General features: G+C 64.5%; 16 protein-coding genes. 12 read left to right on the top strand and 4 right to left on the bottom strand.

Annotated features, from left to right (window positions below):
- Window positions 1-112: 112 nt before the first annotated feature.
- Window positions 113-1372, bottom strand: a complete 1260-nt coding sequence (icd, locus tag BLQ28_RS15940) for an NADP-dependent isocitrate dehydrogenase (RefSeq protein WP_093241064.1) — start codon at window positions 1370-1372, stop codon at window positions 113-115.
- Between the two features lie 217 nt (window positions 1373-1589).
- Between icd and BLQ28_RS15945 the strand changes: the two genes are divergently transcribed.
- From BLQ28_RS15945 to BLQ28_RS15955, 3 genes are all read left to right on the top strand, one after another.
- Window positions 1590-1928 (top strand): cell envelope biogenesis protein TolA, encoded by a 339-nt coding sequence (locus BLQ28_RS15945; RefSeq protein WP_093241067.1) that lies wholly within the window; start codon window positions 1590-1592, stop codon window positions 1926-1928.
- Between the two features lie 158 nt (window positions 1929-2086).
- Window positions 2087-2281, top strand: coding sequence for a hypothetical protein (locus BLQ28_RS15950; RefSeq protein ID WP_093241743.1), 195 nt, complete (start codon window positions 2087-2089; stop codon window positions 2279-2281).
- An 89-nt stretch (window positions 2282-2370) separates the two neighbouring features.
- Window positions 2371-2829, top strand: coding sequence for a DUF192 domain-containing protein (locus BLQ28_RS15955; protein ID WP_093241070.1), 459 nt, complete (start codon window positions 2371-2373; stop codon window positions 2827-2829).
- A gap of 69 nt (window positions 2830-2898) precedes the next feature.
- On the opposite strand, the gene BLQ28_RS15960 is transcribed toward BLQ28_RS15955, so the two are convergent.
- Window positions 2899-3480: a superoxide dismutase gene (locus tag BLQ28_RS15960; RefSeq protein ID WP_093241073.1), complete on the bottom strand. Its 582-nt coding sequence runs from the start codon at window positions 3478-3480 to the stop codon at window positions 2899-2901.
- Between the two features lie 50 nt (window positions 3481-3530).
- Window positions 3531-4844 carry an exodeoxyribonuclease VII large subunit gene (xseA, locus tag BLQ28_RS15965; protein WP_093241746.1) on the bottom strand — a complete coding sequence of 438 codons (1314 nt, stop codon included), beginning with the start codon at window positions 4842-4844 and terminating at the stop codon, window positions 3531-3533.
- 313 nt (window positions 4845-5157) lie between these two features.
- Between xseA and BLQ28_RS15970 the strand changes: the two genes are divergently transcribed.
- From BLQ28_RS15970 to adk, 6 genes are all read left to right on the top strand, one after another.
- The gene (locus BLQ28_RS15970; protein WP_093241076.1) at window positions 5158-5790 is read left to right on the top strand and encodes a MotA/TolQ/ExbB proton channel family protein; all 633 of its coding nucleotides are present in this window, start codon (window positions 5158-5160) and stop codon (window positions 5788-5790) included.
- An 11-nt stretch (window positions 5791-5801) separates the two neighbouring features.
- Window positions 5802-6227 (top strand): ExbD/TolR family protein, encoded by a 426-nt coding sequence (locus tag BLQ28_RS15975; protein ID WP_371126682.1) that lies wholly within the window; start codon window positions 5802-5804, stop codon window positions 6225-6227.
- Window positions 6228-7253 carry a tetraacyldisaccharide 4'-kinase gene (lpxK, locus tag BLQ28_RS15980; RefSeq protein ID WP_093241079.1) on the top strand — a complete coding sequence of 342 codons (1026 nt, stop codon included), beginning with the start codon at window positions 6228-6230 and terminating at the stop codon, window positions 7251-7253.
- A complete protein-coding gene (locus BLQ28_RS15985) occupies window positions 7234-7416 on the top strand; it encodes a Trm112 family protein (RefSeq protein WP_057596378.1) in 183 nt (60 codons plus the stop codon). Before lpxK ends, BLQ28_RS15985 begins: the two co-directional genes overlap by 20 nt.
- Window positions 7413-8186 carry a 3-deoxy-manno-octulosonate cytidylyltransferase gene (kdsB, locus tag BLQ28_RS15990; RefSeq protein ID WP_093241082.1) on the top strand — a complete coding sequence of 258 codons (774 nt, stop codon included), beginning with the start codon at window positions 7413-7415 and terminating at the stop codon, window positions 8184-8186. The genes BLQ28_RS15985 and kdsB overlap by 4 nt, the downstream gene beginning before the upstream one ends.
- A gap of 136 nt (window positions 8187-8322) precedes the next feature.
- Window positions 8323-8979 carry an adenylate kinase gene (gene adk / locus BLQ28_RS15995; RefSeq protein WP_093241084.1) on the top strand — a complete coding sequence of 219 codons (657 nt, stop codon included), beginning with the start codon at window positions 8323-8325 and terminating at the stop codon, window positions 8977-8979.
- A gap of 33 nt (window positions 8980-9012) precedes the next feature.
- Here the strand turns inward: adk and BLQ28_RS16000 are convergent, their stop codons facing one another.
- Window positions 9013-9975 carry an asparaginase gene (locus tag BLQ28_RS16000; RefSeq protein WP_093241087.1) on the bottom strand — a complete coding sequence of 321 codons (963 nt, stop codon included), beginning with the start codon at window positions 9973-9975 and terminating at the stop codon, window positions 9013-9015.
- 73 nt (window positions 9976-10048) lie between these two features.
- Between BLQ28_RS16000 and lexA the strand changes: the two genes are divergently transcribed.
- The 3 genes from lexA to BLQ28_RS16015 all read left to right on the top strand — a co-directional run bounded on the left by lexA (window position 10049) and on the right by BLQ28_RS16015 (window position 12349).
- A complete protein-coding gene (gene lexA / locus BLQ28_RS16005; protein ID WP_013541704.1) occupies window positions 10049-10732 on the top strand; it encodes a transcriptional repressor LexA in 684 nt (227 codons plus the stop codon).
- A gap of 138 nt (window positions 10733-10870) precedes the next feature.
- Window positions 10871-11251: a hypothetical protein gene (locus tag BLQ28_RS16010; RefSeq protein ID WP_093241090.1), complete on the top strand. Its 381-nt coding sequence runs from the start codon at window positions 10871-10873 to the stop codon at window positions 11249-11251.
- Between the two features lie 90 nt (window positions 11252-11341).
- Window positions 11342-12349 (top strand): D-2-hydroxyacid dehydrogenase family protein, encoded by a 1008-nt coding sequence (locus tag BLQ28_RS16015; RefSeq protein WP_093241093.1) that lies wholly within the window; start codon window positions 11342-11344, stop codon window positions 12347-12349.
- Window positions 12350-12387: the final 38 nt, after the last annotated feature.

Genomic DNA, 12387 nt, shown 5'->3' on the forward strand with positions numbered 1-12387 from the left:
TAGTAATTCAACTCAATAAGAGGGCGATGGCAGCCAAGAAAAAAGCCCTTGAATTCCTCTCGGAACTTCAAGGGCTTTGATGCTCGACGCCAGAAGGCGTCAGTGACTGCAATTACATGTGATCGATCATGACCTGACCGAAGCCAGAGCAGCTCACCTGCGTTGCGCCTTCCATGAGGCGCGCGAAGTCATAGGTGACCTTCTTGCTGGCAATCGACTTCTCCATCGCGCTGATGATCAGGTCGGCCGCTTCGGTCCAGCCCATGTGGCGCAGCATCATCTCAGCCGAGAGGATTTCGGAGCCGGGGTTCACGTAGTCCTTGCCGGCGTACTTGGGCGCGGTGCCATGGGTGGCCTCGAACATGGCGACGGTGTCGCTCAGGTTCGCGCCCGGTGCGATGCCGATGCCGCCGACCTGCGCGGCCAATGCGTCGGACACGTAGTCGCCATTGAGGTTCAGCGTGGCGATGACGCTGTACTCGGCGGGACGCAACAGGATCTGCTGCAGGAACGCATCGGCGATGCTGTCCTTGACAGTGATTTCCTTGCCCGTCTTCGGGCTCTTGAACTTCATCCACGGGCCGCCGTCGATCAGCTCGGCACCGAACTCCTTGGCAGCGAGGTTGTAGGCCCAGTCACGGAAGCCACCTTCGGTGAACTTCATGATGTTGCCCTTGTGCACGATGGTCACGCTGGGCTTGTCGTTGTCGATGGCGTATTGCAGCGCCTTGCGCACAAGGCGCTCGGTGCCTTCGATCGACACCGGCTTGACGCCGATGCCCGAGGTATTGGGAAAGCGGATCTTCTTGACACCCAGTTCGTCTTGCAGGAACTTGATGAGCTTCTTGGCCTTGTCGCTCTCGGCTTCGAACTCGATGCCGGCATAGATGTCTTCCGAGTTCTCGCGGAAGATGACCATGTTGGTCTTGTGTGGCTCGCGCACCGGGCTGGGCACGCCTTCGAAGTACTGGATGGGACGCAGGCAGACGTACAGGTCGAGCTCCTGGCGCAGCGCAACGTTCAGCGAGCGGATGCCGCCGCCAACGGGCGTGGTCAGCGGGCCCTTGATGGAGATCACGTAGTCGCGCACGGCGTGCAGCGTTTCTTCGGGGAGCCAGACGTCGGGGCCGTAGACCTTGGTCGACTTCTCGCCGGCGAAAACCTCCATCCAGTGAATCTTCTTCTTGCCGCCGTAGGCCTTGGCCACGGCTGCGTCCACCACCTTCAGCATCACGGGGGTGATGTCCAGGCCGGTTCCATCGCCTTCGATGAACGGAATGATCGGCTGGTCCGGCACATTGAGCGAGTTGTCTGCGTTGACAGTGATCTTCTGGCCCTCGGCCGGAACTTTGATGTGCTGGTAGCTGGACATGGGGGAAATGGCTCCGGGGGTGGCGTAATCTTGGCGACTGTCAGCGAATTCAGACACGAGGGGGAATCGCTGTACAGCCCATGAACAAATCGCTGTACATTTTAGACGCAACCCATCAGCTGGCGTTTGTCAACCATAGGGCCAATGGCCTCGTTAGTGGCTGACCTTCTGCTCGCCGGGAGGCGTTTCCAACCAATTCTCGATAGAGGAATCATCAATGAGCAAAATTCTCGCAGTCATGATCGCTGGCCTGTTCGCCGCTGGCGCTTACGCCCAAAACCCGGCTGGTACGTCGCCCGAACAAGGGAACGCCACGAACAGCAAGTCGCAAGAACGCGCTGAAGCCAAGAAGGCTGCCAAGCCCGCTGGCAAGGTTGCTGGTCCTGCTGGCGATGAAGCCAAGACCCCCGAAGGCGGCGCCATCGGTGCCGACAAGGCTGCGGCTTCTGGCGAAAAGCGCGCCAGCACCCGCGACCAACGTCGTCGCAACAAGGACGGCAGCGTGAAGCGCAAGTCGACCCAAGGCGGCACGCCCGACATGCCGACCGCCAAGTAAGTCGGCCTGCCCCCCCGCAAAAAAGAGCGCTCCACGGAGCGCTCTTTTTTTTCGTCGGCAGTCGCTGCTTTGTTGTCAACCGCCAGAAGCGACCTCCGTTGAATGTCTACCTTCCGCTGGGGAGGGCCATCCAAATCAACGACATCAAAGGATTTTTCATGAACAAGCTGCTCGCAGCCCTGATCGCCGGTCTCTTCGCTGCCGGTGCCTTCGCTCAACAAGCAGAACCGACCACGGCTGCTCCTGCTGCCGCTCCCAAGGTTGCCAAGCACGCTTCGAAGAAGCACGCAGCCAAGAAGCACAAGGTTCGCCACGTCGCCAAGGCCCACACGGCCGCTGCCAAGAAGGTGTAAGCTTTCCAGCTCACCGGCAATGCCCGCTTCAGCGGGCATTTTTATTGGTTACGGGCCGGGCCCTGACCCCGCCCTGAAAGAGTTATCCGATGTTTCAGCGTCTCGCCGCCCTGCTCCTGTTGTCCGCGTCCTTCGTGATGCCGGCGCATGCCCAACAGCAACCCCAAACCGATCTGGCACGCACGCAGTTGTCGGCCGGCCTGTACAAGATCGACGTGCAGATTGCGCAAACACCCCAGCAGCGAGAAATCGGCCTGATGTTCCGCAAGGAGATGCCGCAGGCCGAAGGCATGATCTTCGTGTTCGAGCAACCAGCAACGCAATGCTTCTGGATGCGCAACACGATCTTGCCGTTGACTGCCGCATTCGTGGCCGACGATGGCCGCATCGTCAACCTCGTCGACATGCAGCCCATGACCGAGAACTCGCATTGCTCTCTCGAGCCCGTGCGCTACGTGCTCGAAATGAACCAGGGCTGGTTCGCCAAGAAGAGTATCAAGAAGGGCGCCAAGCTCGGCGGCGAGTTGTTCTCAGCCACCAAACGCTGAAGTCCTGCTGGCTGAAGCCCACAAAAAAGCCGACCCGAGGGTCGGCTTTTTCTATGGAGAAGCGCGGCTTCAGCCGAAGTTCTTGGCGACGAAGTCCCAGTTGACCAGCTTGGCCAGGAAGGTCTCGACGAACTTCGGGCGCAGGTTGCGGTAGTCGATGTAGTAGGCGTGCTCCCAGACGTCGACGGTCAGCAGCGCGGTGTCGGCGGTGGTCAGCGGCGTGCCGGCGGCGCCGGTGTTCACGATGTCCACCGAACCGTCAGGCTTCTTCACCAGCCAGGTCCAGCCCGAGCCGAAGTTGCCCACGGCCGACTTCACGAACGCTTCCTTGAAGGCGTCAAAAGTGCCCCACTTGGCATCGATGGCCTTGGCCAGCGCACCGGTAGGAGCGCCGCCGCCTTGCGGCTTCATGCAGTTCCAGAAGAAGGTGTGGTTACAGATTTGCGCGGCGTTGTTGTAGATGCCGCCGCTGGACTTCTTGATGATCTCTTCCAGCGTCAGGGCTTCGAACTCGGTGCCCTTTTGCAGGTTGTTCAGGTTCACGACATAGGCGTTGTGGTGCTTGCCGTAGTGGTATTCGAGGGTTTCCTTCGAATACTCGGGCGCCAGCGCGTCGAGGGCGTACGGCAGGGGTGGGAGCACATGTTCCATGGTTTTTTCTCGTGGGTTGGTTGTGGGGAATGAAGGATTCTAGGAAGTAATTATTGAGGGCGCGTCGGACGCGTTCCCGTTGCTTCGCCGGGCGTGACGGTCAGGTCGACTTCGCCATCCGCAAGCCGCGCGACGACAGCGTCACCCGCCGATAGTTGCCCTGCGCTGACGATCGCGTGCCCCTCTGTATCGGTCAGCCACGCATACCCCCGCTGCAAGACCAGGGATGGGTCGAGCAGGCGCAGACGCAGGGCCACGCGCTCCAGCCGTTCGCGTCGTTGCATCAGCGCTCGCTCGAACTTCAAAGGAAAGTCTGCCGCGATCGAACGCGGTGTTTGTGCCAGTCGCTCCCGCCTCGACAGCACCGCGTACTGAAGCCGCTGCGCGTGGTGTGCCAGCCGAAGCTGTTGCCGCGCGACGAGGCTCGAGGGCCGGCCGAGGCGCCCCGCGGCTTGGTCGAGGCGCTGCCCCAACGCATCGAGGCGACCGCCCAGCGCATCGCCAAGCCGTTCTTCGAGCAGGTCGAGCGCGCCGAGCCACACGTCGCGCGGCGCGCTGACAAGCTCCGCCGCAGCGGTCGGCGTCGGTGCACGCAGGTCGGCGCAGAAGTCGGCGATGGTGAAATCGGTTTCGTGCCCCACGCCGCTGATCAGCGGCACCGGGCTCTGCACGATGGTGCGCGCCAGCGTCTCGTCGTTGAAGGCCCAGAGGTCTTCGATGGAACCGCCACCGCGCACCAGCAGAATCACATCGACCGCGGGCTCGAGCGCATAGAGGGATTGCAAGGCGCGCACCAGTTCGGCCGGCGCATTGGCGCCCTGCACAGCCGCCGGGGCCAACACCACCGGAATGTGCGGCACGCGCCGCCGCAGCGCCGTGACCACGTCGTGCAGCGCCGCTGCACCCAACGAAGTGACGACGCCCACGGCACGCGGCATGGTCGGCAACGCCCGCTTGCGCGCCGAATCGAACAGCCCCTCTGCCTCCAGCCGCGCCTTGCGTTGCATGAACTGCTCGAACAGGGCGCCCTGCCCCGCACGCCGCAAGCTCTCGACCACGAGCTGCAGATCACCGCGCGGCTCGTAGACGGCGAGGCGCCCGCGCACCTCGACCTGATCGCCGTCGCGCGGCGAAAAGTCGAGCAGGCCGGCGGCACGACGGAACATCGCGCATCGCAATTGGCCAGACTCGTCCTTGAGCGAGAAGTAACAATGTCCACTTGCCGCCCGCGAGAAACCAGAGATCTCGCCGCGCACGGCGACAGGATTGAAGCGCGCGTCGAGCGCATCGGCAACCGCGCGGCACAACGCGCCGACGGCCCAGATGCGCGGCCCGGGCGCGGAATTCGCATCACGCAAGTTCACGGAATGCACGCTCGGCGCAATGCCACTCTTCCACAACGGGCGGCAATTTGCCCGTTTCCGGCCCCTGGAGCGGGACAGGTGCACGGTTTCTCGTGCAAGCCATTGATTTCATTGAAAAAAGTGCTGCTCAAAATTCAGTCGATCTAGCAAAAAGCCCGTCCCATGCGGGTTCGGACGCGTTGTGCAGCAGGTTAATCACAAAGTTATCCACAGAATCTGTGCGTCCTTGCCGACACCAAAACAAGCCGCGTGGCGATGGTGGGCTCAGTGGATAATCGCCGCGCATTTGCAGTCTATGGGCCGGAGGATTTTCTTGTTTTCCATCATTGTTGCCGCGGGTTGGCCCATCTGGCCATTGCTCGCCTGTTCAGTCATCGCGCTCGCGCTGGTTATAGAACGTTTCACAAGTCTCAAGACCGTGAGGGTACTGCCACCGAAGCTGCTGGACGAAACCATCACTGTGTCGCGAGGCGCCATTCCCGGCCCCGATGTCGTGACGAAGCTGGAAAGCAACTCGATGCTCGGCCAGGTGCTGGCCGCCGGCCTGCGGGCGCTCAACGCCAACCCCCGCTGCACCGAAGACGACCTGCGCGCCGCCATGGAAGCCTCGGGCCGCACGGTCGCGCACAGGCTGGAGCGCTACCTGCCGGCACTGGCCACCATTGCGTCCGCCGCGCCGCTGCTCGGCCTGCTGGGCACCGTGATCGGCATGATCGAAATCTTCGGTTCGCAATCGCCAGGCAGCGGTGCCGTGGGTTCGGGCAACCCGGCGCAGCTGGCGCACGGCATCTCGATCGCGCTCTACAACACGGCCTTCGGACTGATCGTGGCGATTCCCACGCTGATCTTCTGGCGCTACTTTCGCAGCCGCGTCGACGAATATCTGCTGAACCTCGAACTGTCGGGTGAACGCTTCGCGCGCCATCTGAACGCACTGCGCAAATGACCCGCGCCCGCATGCAGTTTCGCCACGGTGCGCGCGACGAGCCGGAGATCAACCTGATCCCGTTCATCGACGTGCTGCTGGTCATCCTGATCTTCCTGATGCTGTCGACCACCTACAGCAAGTTCACCGAGATGCAGCTGCGGCTGCCGACGGCGGACGTCGACGCGCAGCGCGACTATCCGAAGGAAGTCATCGTGACGGTCTCGGCCGATGGCCGTTACTCGGTCAACAAGGCCGCGGTGGCCGATCGCAACGTGGAAACCGTGGCCGCTGCACTCGCCGCCGCAGCCACCGGCGGCAAGGACAGCGTGGTCATCATCAGCGCCGACGCAAGCAGCCCGCACCAGGCCGTCGTCACGGTGATGGAAGCGGCCCGGCGTGCCGGCCTGATGCAGATCACCTTCGCCGCCCAGTCGACGGCGCAAGCCGGGCACTGAGTGCCTTCGGAAGACCGCAACAGCAACACCGGCCCTTCGGCCTCGCGGCTGCAAGACGCCTGGCTGCATCGCGGTCTGCTTGCCTGCCTGTTGTGGCCGTTGTCGCTGCTCTACGCTGCGCTCTTCGCGCTGCGGGGATGGCTCTATCGCCTGGGGTTGCTTCGGACCGAACGCGTCTCGGTGCCCTTGATCGTCGTAGGCAACGTGATTGCGGGCGGCGCGGGCAAGACGCCGGTGGTGATGGCGGTCGTGCGGCACCTTCAGGCTCGGGGTGTACGCGTGGGCGTGGTGTCGCGCGGCTACGGCCGCCAGACCGACGACTGCCGCGAGGTGCGCGATGACAGCGACCCACGCGATGTCGGCGACGAACCTGCGCTGATCCGCCATGCGACCAATGCAGCCGTGTTCGTCGCCCGGCGACGTATCGAAGCAGCGCGCGCCCTGCTGGCCCGGTATCCGGCCACGCAGGTCATCGTCAGCGACGACGGCCTTCAGCATCTCGCCCTGGGGCGCGACATCGAGATCTGCGTGTTCGACGATCGCGGCATCGGCAATGGCTGGCGACTGCCCGCCGGCCCGTTGCGCGAAGCCTGGCCGCGCCGCTGCGACCTGATCCTGCACAGTGGCGAACGCCCTGCCTTCGCCGGTGGCTACACCGCCACCCGCAGCCTTGCGGCCGAGGCCGTGACCCGTGACGGAAAGCGCATTCCCCTGGAGGCCCTGGCGAGCAAGCCAGTGATCGCCCTGGCAGCCATTGCGCGGCCCGAGGCGTTCTTCGAGATGCTGCGCGCACGCGGCCTCACGCTCGCGGAGACCATCGCCCTGCCCGACCACGACAATTTCGACGGCTGGCAGCGCCCCTCCGGCACCGCGTACACCCTCGTCTGCACGGAAAAAGACGCGGTCAAGCTGTGGCGGCAGGCACCCGACGCATTGGCCGTGCCGCTGCACTTCGCACCCTCTTCCGAATTCTTCACCGCGCTCGACGCAAAGCTATCATCGCTCGATGGATACCAAGCTGCTTGAACTGCTCGTCTGCCCCGTCACCAAGGGCCCGCTGACCTGGAACCCGGAGAAGCAGGAGCTCTGCTCGCGCAGCGCGCGCCTGGCCTATCCGGTGCGCGACGGCATCCCGGTGCTGCTCGAGAACGAAGCCCGCACGCTGTCCGACGACGAGCTGGGGCTGTGAGCTTCACCGTTCTCGTGCCGGCGCGCCTGGCGTCGACACGGCTGCCCAACAAACCCCTTGCCGACATCGCCGGCGTGCCCATGGTGGTGCGCGTTGCCCAGCGCGCCAGCGAATCAGGTGCGGTGCGCGTGGTCGTCGCCGGGGACGATCCGTCCATCATCTCGGCGTGCAAGGCGCATGGCGTCGAAGCCATCCTGACGCGCCAGGACCACCCCAGCGGCACCGACCGGCTGGCCGAAGCCTGCGAGCAACTGGGCCTTGACGGCGACGACATCGTCGTCAACGTACAAGGCGACGAACCGCTGATCGACCCCGCGCTGATCGACGCCGTGGCGTCGGAGCTGGCGGCGCATCCGCAGGCCGCCATGAGCACCGCGGCCCACGAAATCGATTCGGTCGACGACTTCATGAACCCGAACGTGGTGAAGGCCGTTCTCGATGCACAGGGCCACGCTCTCTACTTCAGCCGTGCACCGATCCCGTGGTGGCGCGACGGCTCCAGCCAGGGTGCGGCACCAACCGTGCTGCCTTCGCCGGCGCCCCTGCGCCACATCGGCATCTACGGCTACCGCGCGGGCTTCGTGCGCAAGTTTCCGTCGCTGCCGCCGTCGCCCGTCGAGGCGACAGAAGCACTTGAACAGCTGCGTGCGCTGTGGCACGGGCATCGCATCGCCGTGCATGTGAGCGACGTCGCGCCCGGACCGGGCATCGATACCCCCGAAGACCTGGCACGCGTGCGCGCGGTCTTTGCGGCGCAGCCCAAGCCCTGAGGCAGGGTGTCGCCCGAGTGAAGACGCGGGAAAATCCCCATCGGGACGCGTGCTATCCTCGACGCAACTCCGCCTTGCCCAGCCATGGGGCCGACGCTTGGCGCGACACAAAATCTAAGAACCGTCCGAGGACACCATGAGACTAATTTTGCTGGGCGCGCCCGGAGCGGGCAAAGGCACGCAAGCGGCCTTCATCTGCCAGAAATACAGCATCCCTCAAATCTCGACCGGCGACATGCTGCGCGCCGCCGTCAAGGCCGGCACGCCGCTGGGGCTCCAAGCCAAGGCCGTCATGGACGCCGGCGCCCTGGTCAGCGACGACCTGATCATCAATCTCGTGAAGGAACGCATCGCGCAGGCCGACTGTGCCGGCGGCTTCCTGTTTGACGGTTTCCCGCGCACCATTCCCCAGGCCGATGCCATGAAGGCAGCAGGCGTCAAGCTCGACTACGTGCTTGAAATCGACGTGCCCTTCGGCGACATCATCGAGCGCATGAGCGGTCGCCGCTCGCACCCTGCTTCGGGCCGCACCTACCACGTCAAGTTCAATCCGCCCAAGGTCGAGGGCAAGGACGACGTGACCGGTGAAGAGCTGATCCAGCGCGAGGACGACAAGGAAGAAACCGTGCGCAAGCGGCTCGACGTCTACAGCCAGCAAACGCGTCCCCTGGTCGACTACTACTCGGCCTGGGCCCAAACCGACCCGGGCGCAGCGCCGAAGTACCGCGCCATCAAGGGCGTGGGCACGGTCGACGAAATCACGCAACGCGCACTCGCAGCGTTGAGCAGCTGATTCACGCAGCCGCCCTTCACCGGGGCGGCTACTTCACACGCCGAGCAATTCCAGCATCAGCGCCACGCGCGCCTTGACTGGCGTGAGCGCGCCCGCATCGCGCAGCCGGTCGTCCGGCCTCGGCAGGATGCGCCCGTTGGCGCAGCGCGTGGCGCGCAGCACGGCAACCCCTTCGTCTTGCGCCTTGAGCGCCGCCGTCTCCAGCGCATGGTGCAGCGTGCCGTTCCCGGTCGCGGCCAGAACCAGTCCACACACAGGCTCAGCGCCCCCCGCGAGCAGCAGTGCGTCGACGATCGCGCCGCTTGCGCCGGCGTGGCTCATGACGATCTCGACACGCGGCCATCGGGCCGCAGCCACCTCCAGGGCTTTCGAGGCCTTCGCCGCTCCCTCCGGCCATGCCCTGACGAGGCGCACCGCCCCCTCTTCCACATAGCCGATCGGCCCCGCATCGCCCGACGCAAAGGCATCCAGCCGGTAGGTGTGCACTTTCTGAATGTCCACGCCACTGTGGATCGTGCCCGCGCAAACCACCGTCACGCCATGGGCACCATCCGCGGCCGCCACAGCCATCGCGTCGCGCAGGTTCTGCGGCCCGTCGGGCGCCAGCGCTGTGGCGGGACGCATCGCGCAGGTCAGCACCACAGGCTTGGCCGCCGCGAGCACCGAATGCAGGAAGAACGCCGTCTCCTCCAGCGTGTCGGTGCCATGCGTGATCACCAAGCCCACTACATCCGGCTGTGCCAGCCAATGCACGCAGCGCTGCGCGAGCTTCTGCCAGATGTCGAACGACATGTCCTTGCTGTCGACCTGTGCCACCTGCTCCGCCACCAGCGTCACGCCTTCGGGCGCTTCGATGCCTCCCAACAGGTCGGACACACCCACCTGTCCGGCGGTGTAGCCGATGTTGTCGTCACTGCTGGCAGCCCGCCCGGCAATGGTTCCGCCGGTGCCCAGAACCACCACGCGACGCAACTCGGGCAAAGGGGCATTGGCCATGGCTTGTCAACTTCTAAAAACTGGTTAAAAATACAGGCACTGGATAAATAGCCAGTGCCGCAAGGAACCACATATGCAGTTCGCCGTGAAGCTTACAGCCCGCCAGCAGCAGATCCTGGACTTGATCCAGAGCGCCATCGCTCGCACCGGAGCGCCGCCAACGCGCGCCGAAATCGCCAACGAGCTGGGGTTCAAGTCGGCCAACGCCGCCGAAGAGCACCTGCAAGCGCTGGCCCGCAAGGGCGTCATCGAACTCGTCAGCGGCACCTCGCGCGGCATCCGCCTCAAGGGCGACGCACTGCGTTCGCTCAACGAAACGCGCCACCGCGAAGGCGGCCAGTTCTCGCTCTCGCTGCCTGGCATGGCGCAACTGGCGCTGCCGCTCATCGGTCGCGTCGCAGCCGGCTCGCCGATCCTGGCGCAAGAACACGTCGACCAGACCTATTACGTCGAAAACACGCTGTTCCAACGCCAGCCCGACTACCTGCTGAAAGTGCGCGGCATGTCGATGCGCGACGCCGGCATCATGGACGGCGACCTGCTCGCCGTGCAAGCCACCAAGGAAGCGCGCAACGGACAGATCGTGGTCGCCCGCCTGGGTGACGAAGTCACGGTCAAGCGCCTGAAGCGCAACAAGCAGGTGATCGAGCTGCACGCCGAAAACCCCGACTACCCGACCATCATCGTCCAGCCCGGCGAGCCCTTCGAAATCGAGGGCCTGGCGGTCGGCCTCATCCGCAACACCATGCTGATGTAGGCCCCACGGCCTGCTTGCAGCAGCACCTCATCCGGCCGCAACAGGTGGCGGGCGTATGGCGCAGAGTCGCCATCACCCTGTCGCGGCCGATTCAAGAAATCCTGCCTGTGTTCAACCTCATACTTTTTTGGAGTTCACATGGGAATCGCCCTCCTCGCCATCGCTGATTTCTGGATGCCGCTGCAATCGCTCGCCAGCCGGCTGATCCCGGCCCGCCGCCCTCACCGGCTCGACAAGCTCGACCACGCCGAAGCTTCCGCCGGGCTGCGCTACGTTGCGGTCCGTCCCGCCTGCACCGCCCGATCGGGCAATGGCTCGGCGTCCACGACGCAAGCAAGCGCACCGGCACGACCGCTGCGTGTGGTTCGCCTGATCGATGGGCACGGCCAGCAACGCGCCAACAACCGTGTCGTGATCTCGGGCCGGATGGCCGACGTGTGCGCTGAACTCGACCGCCTTGCTGCGCTCGAGGCTGCGGAAAGCATGGTCCCGGCACCTCGTTCCGCACACCTGCACTGAGCCCCGACGCCCCTGTGAACGCCCTCAGGGGTGGGTATCCAAACGTTCACGGCGGCGACATCCCAATGCTGCGAGGCACAATGGCACGCCATGAACATTGTGATCCTCGACGATTACCAGGACGCCGTGCGCAAATTGCGCTGCGCCGCCAAGCTGGACGCGTACGCGGCCAAGGTCTATACCAACACGGTGAAGGGCATCGGGCAACTGTCGGTTCGCCTCAAGGATGCCGACGTGATCGTGCTGATCCGCGAGCGCACGCAGATCTCGCGCCAGCTCATCGAGAAGCTGCCCAAGCTCAAGCTCATTTCGCAGACGGGGCGGGTCGGCGGCCACATCGACGTCACGGCCTGTACCGAGCGTGGCGTGGCGGTGGCCGAAGGCACCGGCTCTCCGCAGGCACCTGCCGAGCTCACATGGGCGCTGATCATGGCCGCCATGCGCCGGCTGCCGCAGTACATCAGCAACCTCAAGCACGGTGCGTGGCAGCAGTCGGGGCTCAAGTCGGCCTCGATGCCGCCCAACTTCGGGCTTGGGTCGGTCCTCAAGGGCAAGACGCTCTGCATCTGGGGCTATGGCCGCATCGGCCAACTGGTCGCGCGCTACGGGCAGGCTTTTGGCATGCAGGTCGTGATCTGGGGTCGCGAGGCGAGCTGCGCCAAGGCCCGATCCGACGGCTTCCAGGTGGCGCAGAACCGCCACGAGTTCTTTGCCCAGGCCGACGTGCTGTCGGTGCATCTGCGGCTCAACGAAGAAACCCACGGTCTCGTCACACTGGAAGACCTCTCGCGCATGAAGCCGACGGCACTGTTCGTCAACACCTCGCGTGCCGAACTGGTCGAAGCCGACGCCCTGCTGGCCGCGCTCAACCGTGGACGCCCGGGGCTGGCGGCCATCGACGTGTTCGAAAGCGAACCGCCGCTGCAGGGCCACGCCCTTCTGCGCCTCGAAAACTGCATCTGCACGCCGCACATCGGCTACGTCGAGCAGGAAAGCTACGAGAGCTATTTCGGCCAGGCTTTCGACAACGTCGTGAGCTACATCAACGGCAACCCCACGAACATCGTGAATCCAGGCGCGCTGCAGGTTCGCCGGTGAACCTATGAGCCGCCGGGCCGCCCCAAGGCGAATACCGC

Source organism: Variovorax sp. EL159, from assembly GCF_900100965.1.
GTDB lineage: Bacteria > Pseudomonadota > Gammaproteobacteria > Burkholderiales > Burkholderiaceae_C > Variovorax.